We start from the raw sequence: 15,322 nt of genomic DNA on the forward strand, positions 1-15,322 counted from the left end.
CCTTATAATAAAGCACATTTCTTCACGGAAATGTGTTTTTTTTGTGTCTAAGTAAATTGTTCATGCAGCTTTTTTTCCAAGAAAACATAGTCCCTCCACTGATCACACTGGAAGCAGATGAATCCAAGCATCTATGTAGGGTGCTCCGTAAAAAACAAGGTGACCGGGTATTTGTAACCAATGGCGAAGGTGTACTTTACGAATGTGTTATCCTAGAAGCAAATCCCAAGAGAACCAGTCTTAAAGTGCTTCATACCAAGGAAGTGGAAGATGACACTTACCATATTCACTTAGCTATAGCCCCCACCAAAAGTCCTGACCGTATGGAATGGATGGTGGAAAAAATCACGGAAATTGGTTTTCATGAACTCACTCTTTTGGAAACAATGAATTCTGAAAGGAGTTTTTTAAAAACAGAGAGGTTGGAGAAAAAAGTAATCTCTGCCTGTAAGCAAAGTTTAAAATATAGGATCCCTACCCTACACCCTATCACAAAGTTGGATGAGATTCTAGAGTCAGACAAATTTGGGGACTATCAGAAGTTTATTGCCTATGTGGATGAACATCATGACCATCATCTGTTTGATTTAGCTAAGTCAAATGGAAGGTATCTCGTTTTGATTGGGCCTGAAGGGGATTTTGACCCTGTCGAAATCCAAAAAGCATTGGACAGGGGGTTTCAGGCAATCTCCTTGGGCGAGGCAAGGTTACGTACCGAAACGGCAGGATTGGCAGCGGTACAGATGCTTCAGACACTAAACAGGTAGAAAAATCGTTTATTAATGAGGTTGTTAAAGGTCATTGATAAAGAAATCAAGCCAGTCAAGCACGCCTACCAAAGACGGGCAGGAATGGCTCAAGCGTCACCCACCGGGACATTACAGTTCATGCTCGTCTATACCAAACAAAAATTAAATTGCAACACATGAAATCGAGTATGTCGAAGGCGACAGAGAGAGAGAGATGATTAGCTACTATGCGAGATTCCATGTGACCTATAAAAATCAAAAATAAACAAATGAAACTATTGCATTTTCATTAATTTAGTGTCAAAGATTACTTTTACCGTGCCGTACAAAGAGCGAGAAATAGAAAAAAAATATCATTCCATAGGTGAAGTTGCGCAAATGTTTAAAGTTGCGCCCTCACTCATCAGGTATTGGGAAGGGGAATTTGACATCATCCGTCCCAAAAAAGACCGAAAAGGAAACCGAAGATATACCAAAGTGGATATACAGAAGATCAAGTACATCTATCATTTGGTAAAGGAAAAAGGATATACGCTCCAAGGTGCCCAGGAAGTGATCAAAGCAGGTAAAGAGCAGGGCTTTGATAAGGTGCAGGCTGTTCAAAAACTCCAGGAAATCAAAGATTTTTTAATTAATATCCGGGACGAATTCAATGCAAAGTCAAAATCATGATGAGCTTAGATATTACCTGGCATTGGCACTGGCTCCCAAGGTAGGAGCTGGCGTATTCAAAGCAATAATCGCATATTCGGGTTCTGCTGAGCAATTTTTCAAACTTACTAAAGGCAAGGTAGCCAAAACACCCAAGGTAGGCAGCAAGCTACTTGAGCTTCGTAACCAAGAAGAGCGTTTGCTTCGTAAGGCTGATGAACTGATCGGGGACAGCAGCAAAAATAACTATCATATCCTCACCCCTTTCCATCCTGACTTCCCCCAACGATTTAAGTTTCAAGGAGACAGCCCTGTTGTGCTTTTTGCCCGGGGCAGGACAAATTTGAATTTTGAGCGAACTGTCGGTGTAGTCGGGACACGTAGCGCAACACCTTATGGTAAATCCACTACCAGGAAGATCATAGAGGATCTGGCTATTTATCAACCCGCCATCATATCCGGGCTGGCATACGGGATAGATATAGAAGCCCACCGTGCGGCGTTGGCTGCCGACTTGCCCACTGTGGCGGTTATGGGATCACCGATTGATCGAATATATCCAGCAGTACATAGAAAAACAGCCGAAACGATCATGGAAACCGGGGCTTTGATCAGTGAATACCCTCCAGAAAGCACCATGGTTCCTGGTAATTTTCCGGCTAGAAACAGGATTATCGCAAGCCTGTCCGATGCCCTTATAGTGGTGGAAGCTGCGGAAAAGGGTGGGGCATTGATCACGGCTGAGATCGCATATAGCTACGACAAGGATGTTTTCGCGGTACCTGGAAACCTACAATCCCAATATAGCGAAGGCTGCAACCTGCTCATCAAAAAGATGAAAGCCAACATCTATACAGGGCCAAGTGATGTGGCAGAAGCATTGTTTTGGAGTAAGCCTGGAGAAGTGAAACCCCAGAAAAAACCATTGAATCTTGCTGATCGGGATGATGAGGAGCGCAAGATTTTAGAGCTAATGCAGGAAAAAGGAGATGTGGAGATTGATTCTCTCAGTGTATCTACCGAAATCCCCCTAGGTCTTCTTTCATCCAAACTTCTTGCCTTGGAATTTGAGGGGATTGTAAAATCCTTACCTGGCAAGAAATATAGAATACTTTGCTGAAGTATAGCCAGGATTATTGGTTGAAAACAAATTTGGCCAGCTTCAATGCTTCAGCGAGTTCTGTTTTATCCAGGTTGAGGGCATAGCCTTTTGATTCCAGGATTTCAATTACCACTTCCGTAGCCATATTGCCTACCAATTCATCTTCTGCCATAGGGCAACCTCCATAGCCTGCCAAGGCTCCATCAAAGCGACGGCAACCCGCCTCAACACCTGCATTTATCTTTTCGGCGATACTACCCGTCCTGCCATGAAGATGTGCCCCAAACTCAATATGGGGAAATCCCGATATCTGGGCCTGCAGGAGTTTCTTGATAGAATCAGGGGACGCCAGACCTACTGTATCGGACAAAGAGACGATTTTCACCCCGAGCTGATCCAGCTTTTCCACCAATCCGGCAATGACTCCTGCCGAATAAGGATCTCCATAAGGATTGCCAAAGCCCATACTTAAATAAGTAACCAATGTCTTCCCTCTCACTTCGCACAGATTCTGGATCTCCTCTACTATACCTAGGGCTTTTTCTATACTTGCATTTGTATTTCTTTGCTGAAAAGTCTCAGATGCGGACAAAGGAAATCCCAAGTAATCAATTTGTGGAAAAAGCAAGGCGTCGCTTGCCCCCCTTACATTTGCCACTATTGCCAGCAGTTTGCTTTTAGATTGGTGTAAATCGAGTAATTCCAACACCTCAGCAGTATCCCTCAATTGAGGGATTGCCTTTGGACTGACAAAGCTTCCAAAATCAACTGTGTCGAACCCAACTTCCAGGAGCTGATTGATATAAGCAGCCTTTATAGCAGTATCAATGAATATGGGCATACCTTGCATGGCATCCCGGGGACATTCTATCAATTTAATCATGGCCCAAGTTACCAAAGATCAGTTAGACCTGGATAGGGATGGAAGAAGAATTGGGAAAGGATGGATTAAAACCGCGGCTTATTTTATGGACTGAGAAAGGCAATCCGACTTTAATTCTAAAACCTTTGAACCTGCTCTGGGTTCCCGTATGTTGTCTATCAAATCCGTTCCATCCCCCGTGATCAAGTTGAGTGGCAAGAGAAATTTCCAAGATGCATCATAAATGGGGAAATTGGGTAAAAATCCACATAAAATGGGGAAAGCCCACCCGTACCACTATTCCTTTTTTTTTGTAAAACTTTGTTTTTGATGCTCTTTAAGCTGGTTTTGGCTATAAACAAGGAAACAACGCAAGGTTGGAAACAGTATTGCTCCCTATGCAATTAAACTAAAGAAACACCATCCTTAATCGTTAAAACAAAACCAATCTAAAAATGAAAACTAAAGCAACGTTAATTATCGGAGCAGCAGTTGTAGCTATGTATTCATGCGATACAAAGAACTATACTGAAGAAGATCGGATACAAGTCACTGAGAGACTGGAGAGTTTCGTTGACAGTGTAGAAAGTGCGGTACAAGTAGTCCCTGTCCATAACTGGAGTACGATAGAGGAACGTTACGATAGCCTAGATGCCAGGGCAGAAAAAGTGTACAATGATCTGAAGGTAGAGGATGACAATCTGGAAAGAATAGAAGAGCGCTACGAAACAGTCCTAAAAAACGCCAAAGCAGAGTCTGAAAACTTTGAAAGAACTGCGGAAATGCACATGAACAATATAGAGTCATGGTGGGAAAAGACCGCTGAGGACGTGGAAAAAGGTACGCAAAATACAGCTGAGGATATAGAAGCCGCCACCAGAGAAAGCCTAGATTGGCTAGAGAAGAACTTTGACAAACTTGGCGATGAGAGTAAAAAGAAATATGAGGAAATCTCCAGAGAACTGAACAAAGATTAAAAAACTACCAATCAACAACGTAAGGAAGGTCGCGATCGCGACCTTCTTTTTTTATCATTTATACGGGACAAGGAGGGTACACAGCCCCCTCTCCAAGGTATGGAAACTCAATATCCTAGAAGACTTCCTTAGCTATTTTATAGGTTGTATCTGCTTTGCTCATGGTATAGAAATGTAGGGAAGGGACGTTCTTTTTCACCAATTCCCTGCATTGTTGTATTGACCATTCAATCCCTACTTCCTTAACTTCCGCATTGTTTTTACACTTTTCCAACTCGTCCATTAGCGGATCCGGCAAATCCAAAAAGAAGGTGCGCGGCAGCATCGTGATCTGACCTAGGGTAGTAATCGGTTTAATGCCCGGAATAATAGGAACCGTAATACCTGCGGCCCGGACTTCATCCACAAAGTCAAAGTATTTTTTATTATCAAAAAACATCTGGGTTACTATGTATTCGGCTCCTTTTTCGATTTTCTCTTTCAGGTATTTCAGGTCAAACTTCATAGAAGGGGCTTCAAAATGTTTTTCAGGATATCCTGCCACTCCCACGCAAAAGTCTGTTTGAAAACCAATTTCTGTTTCCTCATGGAGGTATCTTCCTTCATTCATTCTGATGATCTGTTCTACCAATTGGCTGGCATAGGCATGTCCATCGGCTTCGGGAATAAATTTGCCTTCGGTCTTAGGCGCATCTCCTCTGAGCGCAAGTACATTTTCTACCCCGATAAAATTCAGGTCTATCAGTGCGTTTTCGGTCTCTTCCTTGGTGAATCCACCACAAAGGATATGGGGAACTGCATCCACTTTGAAGCGGTTCATGATAGCGGCACAGATCCCTACGGTTCCCGGTCTTTTTTTGGTGCTTATTTTCTCCAATAGACCATTGGGGTGCTTCTTATAGATGAATTCTTCCCTGTGGTAGGTGACATCTACAAAAGGCGGTTTGAAATCCATCAATGGGGCAATTCCTTCCAGTAACTGATTTAGGCTTTGTCCTTTCAGAGGAGGAAGGATCTCGAAGGAAAACAGCGTGTTTTTCGCGTCTCCCAAATGTTCGGTTATTTTCATGAAACAGGCTCTATACTAAGGTTAGATTAGGTTGATAAGCGAGGTTCGGAGAGAGCAATCGCTCCGCTTCCCGCAGAGAAATACCTTTACGTGATGCATAGCTTTCGACCTGGTCTTGTCCTATTTTGCCAAGGCCGAAATACTTGCTTTCCGGATGGCCAAAGAAATAACCTGACACAGAAGATGTAGGGTACATGGCAAAACTGGAAGTCAGTTCTATCCCCGCTTGATTCTCCATATCAAGAAGCCGGGAAATAGTGATCTTTTCCGAGTGTTCAGGACAGGCAGGATATCCGGGAGCGGGTCTGATACCAGGGTACTCTTCCCGGATCAAAGAATCATTTTCAAGATTTTCATCCTTTGAGTAACCCCAATATTCCTTCCTTACAAGCTCGTGAAGGTACTCCGCGGCTGCTTCAGCAAGCCTATCCGCTATAGCTTTAAACATAATATCGTTGTAGTCATCCCCTGCTTTTTGGAATTCGGCGAGCTTTTTCTCCATTCCTATCCCTGAAGTCACGGCAAAACATCCCAAGTAATCCTGCTGCTCCGGGTGTAGGTAGTCTGCAAGGGAGCGATTTGGTACCCCTTTGCCTTTTTTGCCTTGCTGCCGCAAAAAATGGAAGGATGCAGAGGGCTTCCCTTCACTGTCCAAGACAGTGACATCATCATCGGATCGCAGCACAGGGTAAAGTCCAAATACAGCATTGGCAGAAAGCCATTTTTCCGCTATAACCTTATCCAGCATTTCATTCGCTTCCTCATAGATTTTCTTGGCTTCCCCTCCAACTACGGGGTCATCGAAAATTTTCGGAAACTTCCCACTAAGCATCCAAGTGCTGAAGAATGGAGTCCAGTCTATATACCTTCGGACAATGTTCAAGTCCAGATCTTTCAACACAGTTCTCCCAAGTGTATTAGGGACGACGGGCTGATAATCAGCCCAATCAATTTCTACCGGATTTGACTTAGCCTCAACATAGGACACCAATTGCTTCACGGACTGCTTGGCTTCATGCTCTATACGAAGCTGTCGGTAAATTTCTTTATATCTGAGACGATAGGTTTCTTTTGTGTCTTCGGAAATGGCTTCCCCGGCAATAGGGACTGACTTGCTCGCATCCATCACATGAATCACAGTCCCGCTATATACCGGGTCGATCTTCACGGCAGTGTGAATTCTGGAAGTGGTTGCGCCCCCTATCAGCAATGGGATTTTGATCCCCTGCCGCTCCATCTCTGAGGCCACATTCACCATTTCGTCCAAGGAAGGAGTGATCAGCCCGCTCAGACCTATAATATCCACCTTATTTTTGACCGCCTCGTCTATGATTTTCTGAGCATCCACCATCACTCCCAGATCTATGATCTGATAGCTGTTACAAGCCAACACCACCCCTACGATATTCTTACCTATATCGTGTACATCCCCTTTGACGGTAGCCAAGAGGATTTTCTTTAGCGAAGACTCTTCTTGCCCCTCTTCAGGCAATGGCATAAAGGGCTCTAGATAGGCTACTGCCTTTTTCATCACCCGGGCGGATTTTACCACCTGAGGAAGGAACATTTTGCCTTCCCCGAATAAATCACCCACTACATTCATTCCATCCATTAGGGGACCTTCTATGACTTTGAGCGGATTTTTCAGCAGTACTCTGGCTTCTTCGGTATCTTCAATTATGAAATCCAGGATTCCTTTCACCAAAGCATGCTCCATACGCTTGGCTACCGGATCCGATCTCCAGGCTTCATTTACCGTTTCCTTCTTGTCGGCTGACTTGACCGTTTCAGCAAAATCAAGCATGCGCTCTGTAGCGTCTTCCCTTCTATCAAACAGCACATCCTCCACGCGCTCAAGGAGATCTTTAGGAATGTCGTCATAGATCTCCAACATGGTCGGATTCACTATTCCCATATCCATCCCACTCTTGATCGCATGGTATAAGAAGGCAGCATGCATGGCTTCCCTCACAGGATTATTTCCTCTGAACGAAAAACTCACATTGCTGACCCCCCCACTGACTTTAGCTCCGGGAAGATTACTTTTAATCCATTTGGTCGCATTGAAAAAATCGAGTGCGTTCTTGCGGTGCTCGTCCATTCCAGTGGCGACAGGGAAAATGTTCGGATCAAAAATAATATCCTGTGGGTTGAACCTCACCTGATCAACCAGTATCCTATAGCTTCTTTCACAGATCTCAATCCTCCTTTCATAGGTATCTGCTTGCCCATCTTCATCAAAAGCCATCACTACCACCGCAGCCCCGAATTTTTTGATGATTTTAGCTTGCTGGACAAATTCCTCTTCCCCGTTTTTCAGAGAGATGGAATTCACGATACCCTTCCCCTGCACACACTTCAGTCCAGCAACGATAATCTTCCACTTGGAACTATCGATCATGATAGGAATTCTGGAGATCTCCGGTTCGGATGCAATCAGATTCAGGAACTTGACCATGGCGAATTCCCCGTCAAGCATCCCCTCATCCATGCAGACATCGAGTATCTGGGCACCTCCACGTACCTGATCCAAGGCCACTTCCAGTGCCTCATCGTAGTTACCGTTCAATATCAGGCGTGCGAACTTTTTAGAACCGGTAATGTTGGTCCGTTCACCAACATTGACAAAATTTAATTCTGGGGTAAAAACCAAAGGCTCCAAGCCTGAGAGTTTCAAGTAGTTATTCTTAGCCATCTTCTCAGTCCAACGTTTCTTCTAATTCTTCTTGATTTAATTTTCTAGGCTGATAAATTGATGCCAATCCTGCCAATGCTGAGATATGCTCAGGTGTGGTTCCACAGCATCCACCAATGATGTTCAGCATTCCCTCCTTTAAAAAGTCTCTAACCTGCTCCGCCATTTCGTTTGCATCCTGGTCATATTGACCAAATTCATTAGGAAGTCCGGCATTGGGATATGCGCTCACATAAAAGGGGGCTTTTTGTGCCAGTACTTTTAAATAAGGCCTTAGTTCCTTTGCGCCCAAGGCACAATTCAGCCCTACAGAAAGTAAAGGCACATGGGATATAGAGATCAAAAAAGCCTCTGTAGTCTGTCCGGAAAGTGTGCGTCCGGAGGCATCGGTGATTGTACCTGAAATCATAATAGGAACTCCGCCTTCATGTGGTTGCAAGGGAATATTCCTCTCTTCATAGACGTCCTGGATAGCATATAAAGCTGCTTTTGCATTCAAGGTGTCGAATATGGTCTCTACCAATAGTATATCCGCACCCCCATCCAATAATCCCCGGACCTGCTCAGCATAGGCCTCTACCAGCTGGTCAAAGGTAATCGCACGGTACCCAGGATCGTTGACATCTGGGGAGAGTGAGGCCGTTCTATTTGTAGGGCCTATTGCCCCTGCTACAAAGCGGGGTTTCTCAGGATTTTTTTCAGTGAAGGTCGCCGCTACTTGCCTGGCAAGTTTCGCTGACTCATAATTGATGGAATAAGCCAGATGCGAAAGATCGTAATCCGCTTGGGCAATCGTAGTAGCAGAGAAGGTATTCGTCTCTATGATATCAGCTCCAGCCTGAAAGTACTTGGCATGGATATCCTTGATAATATCCGGTCTGCTCAATGAAAGCAGATCATTATTTCCTTTTAATGACTTGGGATGATTGGCTAAATCGGGAGTGCGAAAATCTTCCTCCGTCAAGGTATATCTCTGAATCATGGTGCCCATAGCTCCATCGAGAATCAAGATTCGCTGAGAAAGTTGTTGAAGTAAGGATTCCGTTCTGTTTTGCATACTGTTTTTTTGTTAATCAAAAAGCTTGTCGAGCAAAACACGGAGAAAAGTACAAAGTACCAGTCCGCTCATCTGTTTCCGATAAATCGGAATGGGAGTTAGCACCTTGGCTACAGGTTGCTAAGACGTCGCAGGGCCCTTCCCTCAGTCTTTCTCGATAAGCAACCCAAAGGTAATATCATTTTGACAATAAAACAGGAGAATCGATTAAAAGGATACCGCAAAAAAAACACAACATTGCTCGAAACATATTTTTATGGCCTTACCCCTATCCCAAAGCTCAGATATGAGCCAGCCATATAGCTCGCCATGCTATAGTCTGCAAGTTTATAATTAGCTAGGGGGATTTCATATCCAGCCGAGGCGGTCAATACCAGGTCAAATAGTTTCCTTTTAGTCATCGGAATACCATATTCGACAAAAACTTCAGGTTTAAGCATTAACCCACTGTTTTTCAAATACCCATCAAATTCCCTCTGCTCAAATAGTTCGGGGAAATCAGGCTTCCCTGCCTGAAGATGAGTATAACGTATGTTACCATACCCCAGCCCTCCTAAAGTTCCCACACCAAAATTCTTGAATTGCAAAAGATTATACCCCATATTGGCATATATCCTAAGGCTATTCAGACTATGGGTATATTCAGCGTTTGCCTTTCCGCTCATGGCCAGATTATACAGTTCTGCTCCATAGAGAAGCCGTTCGGTATTGCCCAAAATCCGTAAGCCCAAATTGGAGGGCATTCCTGTTAGCGGGTTGATACCTGCTTCTTTCAGTTTTTCATTGAAACCTTTTGGACTGGTGAAATGAATCCCCCGGATCATCGATATCCCTATACTGGCATCCTTGTAGAAAAAATTCCTGTCAGGAAGCGAGATTCCCGCCCCCACCCGTATAAAAGCCCCACTTTGCGCATTGTCAAAAGAAATCCCGTTCATGTTCCATTTTCCTTCCAGAGGACTGAACGAATAGCCCATTTTGGTGATGAACTGTATAGCCTCTCTTCTGCCGGGCAGGTCAAAATCATAACTTAACTGAAAACCGATTTCCGTAAGAAAATTACCATAATTGGATGTTCCTTTTTGAATATCTTTTTCCCTTAGAATGAATCCCTGCTTAGGATTGTCCAGAAAAACGTCCAGTTCATCGGGGGTATTAGCGGGAAGCATCTGAAAATTGAGGAAGCCTACTCCAAGGGACATGTAATGTATCAATTGAAACCTGGACTCTTCAGTAAGTGCATACCCAACATTCAACAAGGCTCTGGAGGTACGGTAATTCATCCTAAAATCATCTAGTTCACTCACTCCACCCCTATTGTGAAGCACATCCATTCCAAGCACAAAATCGTTGATCCTTGCCTGATAGCCTAGTCCTATCGTTTGATACTTATTACGCAATCCTGACAATCCACGCTCAGCCAACATATTGTCAAATTGGTTCAGCTTACCTGCTGAAGTACCAGCCACAACATAAAAAGAGGATCGCTTAGTCATCAATTGCTGCGCTTGGACATTGGCAACAATCAAAAAAATCATAAGCAGGAAAACGTATCTACTAAAAAGAGGCATGAATTATCTATTGGATTAAGCTGGGTCAAACCCACTGCTCTAAGGCAAAATTAATGCTAAACCGGTTTCAATTGGCATCTTTAGAATTAAGTTGTTCAATAAGTTTTCCATACAGGAGATCTGGATCAAAAGGTTTGCCTACGAAGTCATTGATTTTGTTAAGCTCCAACTCAGTTTTGATCGCCGGAAAAGAACTTGCCGAAAGAATCAAAATCGGGGTTTGGCTCTTCCTGGCATCTTTGTCTGCCCGAATAAATTTTGCCACTGCAAAACCATCCAAAACCGGCATTTGAATGTCCAACAGCACAATATCAAATTCTCCGTTCCGGAACTCATTTATAGCCTCTTGTCCGTTAGAGGCTATCACAAGCTTACCTACCTGCCATATCTTAAAGAATTTTTTAACCAGAATCTGATTCACAGGATTATCTTCCGCCAGCAGCACCTTAGCCACTTGTAGAGATTTCTTCTCAAATTCTATATGCGTACTACGTTCATTTCTATTGCTATCCATTCCAACAAGTGACAAGGTGAAATCAAATATAGTCCCTTTATCCTGAGTTGATGAAACCTTTATTCCAGAACCCTGCAGACGCGCTAAGTTTTTTACGACCGCCAATCCAACTCCTGTACCTCGGTACTTGCGTGTGGTATCTGAAGAAGCCTGGGTAAAAGCCTCATAGATATAGGCTTACTTTTTCCCTGGGATGCCAATTCCGGTATCTTCTACTTTAAAGATCCTTCTACCGGTGCCCTGTATTTTTCTTCTGAGTGGGACAATTTCTTGGAAGCCTCATAGGGTTAGGAAGCAGAAACTTAATCCTGCACTGACCATGGTGACGATATCACAGTTTATGAGTCTGAAATTAGCAGGTAAAACTTTTTAGGATGTATTTTCGTGGAGATCAAAGAAGAAATCATCTCACCACAACAAACAAATTTGAATGATAGTAACAACCACAAACTCCCTCGATGGCTATACGGTAGAGCAATACCTGGGAATAGTTTCAGGGGAAACTATAATTGGAGCCAATGTTTTCAAGGACTTTTTCGCAAGTATCACAGATATAGTGGGCGGAAGATCCTCTGCTTATGAGCGGGTCTTACGTGAAGCCAAAGCTACCGCCATGGCTGAAATGGAAATGCAGGCCAGGGCATTTGGAGCAAATGCTGTGATAGGAATTGATTTAGACTATGAAACTATTCGGGATGGTATGCTGATGGTGACGGCCAGCGGCACGGCAGTAAAAGTGCTGAAGAATTAAAAACGAAAGAGGCTGTCTCATAAGCTGGTTTTCTTGGCAGGCTGAGCAGCCAGTCTGCCGAAGGCATGAAAGTCGAAGCCTTTTATGTCCTGATTAAGCCCATTTCGACTTCCTGCCCTCCGGGAGGTGGGCACTCAATGTGACAATTATGAGTTATGGGACAGGCTATTTTTTATTTGTTCCAGTACCTTGCCCAAGGTGGTCTTTTTACAGAAATGATCACCTACGATCACATTTGGGGCAGTTTTACACATATCCATACACTTTGTTTTGATGATTTTGCAACTTCCCTTCAGAGGGACTTCATCAGAGACATTTTTGAGGGACTTGCATAGCTTCTTTGCCCCAGAATCCTTACAATCTGAGCCTAGACAAATAAAAACCAATTTTCTGCTATGCTTCATTATGCTATCGATACCGCCTGCATCATAAGACCACAAAGGTACGCTCCGTAAGTACCCGCAGCATATCCCAATACAGCCAAAAGTACGCCAACCGGTGCCAAGGAAGCGTCAAATGCCGCGGCGACTATTGGGGCTGAAGCCGCACCGCCCACATTGGCCTGAGAGCCTACTGCTACGTAGAAAAAGGGAGCTTTGATGATAAAAGCCACCAAAAGCATAATGATGATGTGAAAAAGCATCCATACAATACCCACTATAAACAACAATGGATTATCCAGTACTGCCCCCAGATCCATCTGCATCCCAATAGTAGCTATTAACACATACAGCAAAACGCTCCCCAGTCGTGAGGCGCCGGCCCCTTCTAATCTTCGCACCTTAGTAAACGAAAGGAGCAGTCCGCATGTGGTGGCGATCACCACTATCCAAAAGAAGGCTGAATCCAAGGAATACTGACTCAGGCCGGGATAGTTCTCCCCTATAAATGGAGCGACTACATCAGATATTAAGTGGGCAATTCCAGTCACCCCAAACCCTATTCCCAAAATCACCATGGTATCAGACAGTGTAGGGATCTTCATATTCCTTTTTCTGAAGTCCTCTATTTTATCACGAAGCGCATAGATTTTGGAACTATCCGCTCTAAAAAGCTTATCTATTTTCCCAGGCTTGGCAGCCCAATACAGCAATACCGCCATCCAGAGATTAGCTACCAGTACATCCACTGCTATCATTTGACTGAAAAGTGCAGGGCTGGGGCCAAACACTTCCAGCATCGCCGTTTGATTCGCTCCACCTCCTATCCATGATCCGGCAATCGTCGATAATCCTCTCCATACTTCATCAGGCCCTGCCCCTTCCATAAGCTCGGGAAAAAAGGCGCCAACCGTAAGCAAGGCTAATGGGCCGCCTAGCATAATACCTAAAGTACCGGCCAAAAACATGGTCAACGCCTTTGGGCCGAGTTTCAAAATCCCTTTGATGTCAATACTAATCGTAAAAAGAACCAATGAAGCGGGCAGTAAGTACCTGCTGGCTACGGCGTACAGCTGGGAATCTTCACCGGAAATAAGCCCAAAGGAGTTGGCAAGGGCAGGGATAAAATAGCAAAGCAATACCGTAGGCACTACGCCATAAAATTTTTTCCAAAATGGTCTGTCCAGGGCAGAAGTAATAAATATCAGAGCAAGTATTGCCATAAGTAGTCCAAAGACTACCGCATCATTGGTAAGTAAAGGGGTATTCTCTTCCATTATATTCGGGGTAATTGACTGCAACAATACCAACAATTGTTCAAAAAGCCCAGAATTCTAGTTTTTTCCGTTTTCCAGAATCTGTAGCAGCTCACCCAATATCATGGCTGTGGCTCCCCACACCATTTCCTTGTCCACTTCAAAATACGGGGTATCCAAGCGGAATGACTGGCTGAATTCCAATACTTTTTGCTTTCGGAAATGAGGTTCATAGAGTGTACTTACGGCAGCCTGTATAATCCTTGCCACTTCACTTTTCTCAGGCACAAAATCCGGTATTTGTTCTGAAAAGCCCACTATGGGGCTTACCAAAAAATTGCTGGCAGGAATAAACAAATCACTCATTTTCCCAATGATGTTTACCTGCTCAGGTCTCACTCCTACTTCTTCCCAAGCCTCCCGCAATGCCGTATCCACCTCGTCCTCATCCTCTTCCTCCATTTTACCCCCAGGAAAAGCTATCTGTCCACTATGCACACCTGGATATTCCGGTCTTTTGATCAGTGGAAAAAAGGCCTGCCCGTCCTTTGGATATAGTAGTATGAGAACCGCACCTTTTCTATGATCTGTGGGTAGGGAAGCCTCGAACCTCCTGTGATCCACTGGCGTTGGAGACATGGAAAGTTGCGCTTCTTTGCCAGGAAGCGGATGTTTCATCCCTTTTACCAGCAAACTCAACACACTTAAATAATCCATATCAGCGTAAACCCACAAGTTTGATTTTGGTTTTGATGTATGACTGCGGAAGGTAATCATCTATGGCCTCCACCAGCTGAAACTGTTTCAACAGATGGGTATCTACGTTGATTAGCCATGCCATGGGCCGAAATCCCGAGTTCCCGTGGAAATAACCAAAAACCAAAAACTCCTGTTCATTTAACCATATCCCATCTTCAAACATTCCCGATGGCCCCATAAAAAGCAGGCGCTCCTTCATCCCATCTCTCCTATACCACGCCACTTCAGCATCAGGACTCAAATACGCTGTATCATCAGCTGCATGGGTGACTACCTTGTAACTATAGATATCAATGACCCCATCTCCCCCGGGATGGGGAAACTGGTAAGGAAAAAGAGGGTCATCCTTTAAAACAGGGTTCTTTTCCGGCATCTCCATGGAATCAATGGAATCTGTCATAGTCAGTTCGAAAAGAGAGCCATCTATAATATCCCCCACTTCCTTGCTCCAATGGTCTTGCCACTCTTTCTTTTGGCTCAACCCCTGGTCTATCTGCGCCCTATTCCGGTCTAACTCTTCCGCATCAACGGGGTAAATCCCTGATTCTTCGCCGGAGTTCTTCCCTTTATTGTCGCAGGCAGAAGTAAACAGAATTATAGAACCAAATAAGGTCAAGTAAAGGCATGTGGTAATTGGGCTCCTCATTGTAGTATGTTTTCAAAAGGTTAAGCTAATCCAGGGCACGCAAAAAACAAAAAAGGCCTGGATAAAATCCTGGCCTTTTCCTGCTCTCAAACCTATTAAACCTATTGTAGATATTCGTTTTATGAATACCTGCGAAAATTAGAAAATGTTTTCATATCCTCCAAACAATCGATTGCGAAAGATTTTCAAAATTTTATTCTCCCAATGATTTTAACTTATAAACCCTTAAAAATCAACGAAATTATATCTTAGTGGAACCGTAAAAAATCATAAAAATAATTCC

At 43.9% G+C, this 15,322-nt stretch carries 15 protein-coding genes, 1 pseudogene and 1 riboswitch; of the genes and pseudogenes, 5 read left to right on the forward strand and 11 right to left on the reverse strand.

All coding sequences use genetic code 11. From position 1 onward, the window contains the following. Nucleotides 1-62 precede the first annotated feature (62 nt). The 3 genes from LZF95_RS03790 to dprA all read left to right on the forward strand — a co-directional run bounded on the left by LZF95_RS03790 (nucleotide 63) and on the right by dprA (nucleotide 2,520). Nucleotides 63-767, forward strand: a complete 705-nt coding sequence (locus LZF95_RS03790) for a 16S rRNA (uracil(1498)-N(3))-methyltransferase (protein ID WP_233753657.1) — start codon at nucleotides 63-65, stop codon at nucleotides 765-767. A 300-nt stretch (nucleotides 768-1,067) separates the two neighbouring features. After that, the gene (locus tag LZF95_RS03795; RefSeq protein WP_233753754.1) at nucleotides 1,068-1,421 is read left to right on the forward strand and encodes a MerR family transcriptional regulator; all 354 of its coding nucleotides are present in this window, start codon (nucleotides 1,068-1,070) and stop codon (nucleotides 1,419-1,421) included. Continuing rightward, complete coding sequence (gene dprA / locus LZF95_RS03800) at nucleotides 1,402-2,520, forward strand: DNA-processing protein DprA (protein ID WP_233753658.1); 1,119 nt, start codon at nucleotides 1,402-1,404, stop codon at nucleotides 2,518-2,520. The genes LZF95_RS03795 and dprA overlap by 20 nt, the downstream gene beginning before the upstream one ends. Before the next feature lie 13 nt (nucleotides 2,521-2,533). On the opposite strand, the gene LZF95_RS03805 is transcribed toward dprA, so the two are convergent. Next, entirely contained in the window at nucleotides 2,534-3,385 is an 852-nt protein-coding gene (locus LZF95_RS03805) for a hydroxymethylglutaryl-CoA lyase (RefSeq protein WP_233753659.1), read from the reverse strand. Nucleotides 3,386-3,819: 434 nt separating this feature from the next. On the opposite strand from LZF95_RS03805, the gene LZF95_RS03810 reads away from it, so the two are divergent. Next, nucleotides 3,820-4,341, forward strand: a complete 522-nt coding sequence (locus LZF95_RS03810) for a hypothetical protein (protein ID WP_233753660.1) — start codon at nucleotides 3,820-3,822, stop codon at nucleotides 4,339-4,341. 115 nt (nucleotides 4,342-4,456) lie between these two features. Here the strand turns inward: LZF95_RS03810 and metF are convergent, their stop codons facing one another. The 6 genes and pseudogenes from metF to LZF95_RS27735 form a co-directional block, all read right to left on the reverse strand. Beyond that, nucleotides 4,457-5,410 (reverse strand): methylenetetrahydrofolate reductase [NAD(P)H], encoded by a 954-nt coding sequence (gene metF, locus LZF95_RS03815; RefSeq protein WP_233753661.1) that lies wholly within the window; start codon nucleotides 5,408-5,410, stop codon nucleotides 4,457-4,459. A gap of 10 nt (nucleotides 5,411-5,420) precedes the next feature. Beyond that, nucleotides 5,421-8,105 (reverse strand): methionine synthase, encoded by a 2,685-nt coding sequence (gene metH, locus LZF95_RS03820; RefSeq protein ID WP_233753662.1) that lies wholly within the window; start codon nucleotides 8,103-8,105, stop codon nucleotides 5,421-5,423. Nucleotides 8,106-8,109: 4 nt separating this feature from the next. Beyond that, the gene (locus LZF95_RS03825) at nucleotides 8,110-9,162 is read right to left on the reverse strand and encodes a homocysteine S-methyltransferase family protein (RefSeq protein WP_233753663.1); all 1,053 of its coding nucleotides are present in this window, start codon (nucleotides 9,160-9,162) and stop codon (nucleotides 8,110-8,112) included. A 65-nt stretch (nucleotides 9,163-9,227) separates the two neighbouring features. After that, nucleotides 9,228-9,326: riboswitch (SAM riboswitch) on the reverse strand. A 90-nt stretch (nucleotides 9,327-9,416) separates the two neighbouring features. After that, the gene (locus LZF95_RS03830; RefSeq protein WP_233753664.1) at nucleotides 9,417-10,700 is read right to left on the reverse strand and encodes a hypothetical protein; all 1,284 of its coding nucleotides are present in this window, start codon (nucleotides 10,698-10,700) and stop codon (nucleotides 9,417-9,419) included. Between the two features lie 100 nt (nucleotides 10,701-10,800). Then, on the reverse strand, nucleotides 10,801-11,247 hold the full coding sequence (locus LZF95_RS03835; RefSeq protein ID WP_233753665.1) for a response regulator: 447 nt from the start codon (nucleotides 11,245-11,247) through the stop codon (nucleotides 10,801-10,803). 18 nt (nucleotides 11,248-11,265) lie between these two features. Further along, nucleotides 11,266-11,418, reverse strand: a pseudogene (locus tag LZF95_RS27735) (ATP-binding protein); the annotation flags it as partial. Nucleotides 11,419-11,677: 259 nt separating this feature from the next. Here LZF95_RS27735 and LZF95_RS03840 point away from each other — a divergent pair. Continuing rightward, on the forward strand, nucleotides 11,678-11,998 hold the full coding sequence (locus LZF95_RS03840) for a YbjQ family protein (RefSeq protein WP_233753666.1): 321 nt from the start codon (nucleotides 11,678-11,680) through the stop codon (nucleotides 11,996-11,998). Between the two features lie 146 nt (nucleotides 11,999-12,144). Here the strand turns inward: LZF95_RS03840 and LZF95_RS03845 are convergent, their stop codons facing one another. From LZF95_RS03845 to LZF95_RS03860, 4 genes are read right to left on the reverse strand one after another with little or no spacing between them, the layout of a single operon-like run. After that, the gene (locus LZF95_RS03845; protein ID WP_233753667.1) at nucleotides 12,145-12,402 is read right to left on the reverse strand and encodes a (2Fe-2S) ferredoxin domain-containing protein; all 258 of its coding nucleotides are present in this window, start codon (nucleotides 12,400-12,402) and stop codon (nucleotides 12,145-12,147) included. Next, the gene (locus LZF95_RS03850) at nucleotides 12,402-13,655 is read right to left on the reverse strand and encodes a DUF819 domain-containing protein (RefSeq protein WP_233753668.1); all 1,254 of its coding nucleotides are present in this window, start codon (nucleotides 13,653-13,655) and stop codon (nucleotides 12,402-12,404) included. The genes LZF95_RS03845 and LZF95_RS03850 overlap by 1 nt, the downstream gene beginning before the upstream one ends. Before the next feature lie 57 nt (nucleotides 13,656-13,712). Continuing rightward, complete coding sequence (locus tag LZF95_RS03855) at nucleotides 13,713-14,369, reverse strand: CoA pyrophosphatase (RefSeq protein ID WP_233753669.1); 657 nt, start codon at nucleotides 14,367-14,369, stop codon at nucleotides 13,713-13,715. Beyond that, nucleotides 14,353-15,039: a hypothetical protein gene (locus LZF95_RS03860; RefSeq protein WP_233753670.1), complete on the reverse strand. Its 687-nt coding sequence runs from the start codon at nucleotides 15,037-15,039 to the stop codon at nucleotides 14,353-14,355. Before LZF95_RS03860 ends, LZF95_RS03855 begins: the two co-directional genes overlap by 17 nt. Between the last annotated feature and the right edge of the window lie 283 nt (nucleotides 15,040-15,322).

Origin of the sequence: Algoriphagus sp. AGSA1 (assembly GCF_021390545.1) — a bacterium.
Lineage (GTDB): Bacteria > Bacteroidota > Bacteroidia > Cytophagales > Cyclobacteriaceae > Algoriphagus.

Coding starts and splice junctions, on each gene's coding strand:
- LZF95_RS03790 (WP_233753657.1), top strand. CDS start 63: ATGCAGCTTTTTTTCCAAGAAAACATAGTCCCTCCACTGATCACACTG.
- dprA (WP_233753658.1), top strand. CDS start 1,402: ATGCAAAGTCAAAATCATGATGAGCTTAGATATTACCTGGCATTGGCA.
- LZF95_RS03805 (WP_233753659.1), bottom strand. CDS start 3,385: ATGATTAAATTGATAGAATGTCCCCGGGATGCCATGCAAGGTATGCCC.
- LZF95_RS03810 (WP_233753660.1), top strand. CDS start 3,820: ATGAAAACTAAAGCAACGTTAATTATCGGAGCAGCAGTTGTAGCTATG.
- metF (WP_233753661.1), bottom strand. CDS start 5,410: ATGAAAATAACCGAACATTTGGGAGACGCGAAAAACACGCTGTTTTCC.
- metH (WP_233753662.1), bottom strand. CDS start 8,105: ATGGCTAAGAATAACTACTTGAAACTCTCAGGCTTGGAGCCTTTGGTT.
- LZF95_RS03825 (WP_233753663.1), bottom strand. CDS start 9,162: ATGCAAAACAGAACGGAATCCTTACTTCAACAACTTTCTCAGCGAATC.
- LZF95_RS03830 (WP_233753664.1), bottom strand. CDS start 10,700: ATGATTTTTTTGATTGTTGCCAATGTCCAAGCGCAGCAATTGATGACT.
- LZF95_RS03835 (WP_233753665.1), bottom strand. CDS start 11,247: ATGGATAGCAATAGAAATGAACGTAGTACGCATATAGAATTTGAGAAG.
- LZF95_RS03840 (WP_233753666.1), top strand. CDS start 11,678: ATGATAGTAACAACCACAAACTCCCTCGATGGCTATACGGTAGAGCAA.
- LZF95_RS03845 (WP_233753667.1), bottom strand. CDS start 12,402: ATGAAGCATAGCAGAAAATTGGTTTTTATTTGTCTAGGCTCAGATTGT.
- LZF95_RS03850 (WP_233753668.1), bottom strand. CDS start 13,655: ATGGAAGAGAATACCCCTTTACTTACCAATGATGCGGTAGTCTTTGGA.
- LZF95_RS03860 (WP_233753670.1), bottom strand. CDS start 15,039: ATGAGGAGCCCAATTACCACATGCCTTTACTTGACCTTATTTGGTTCT.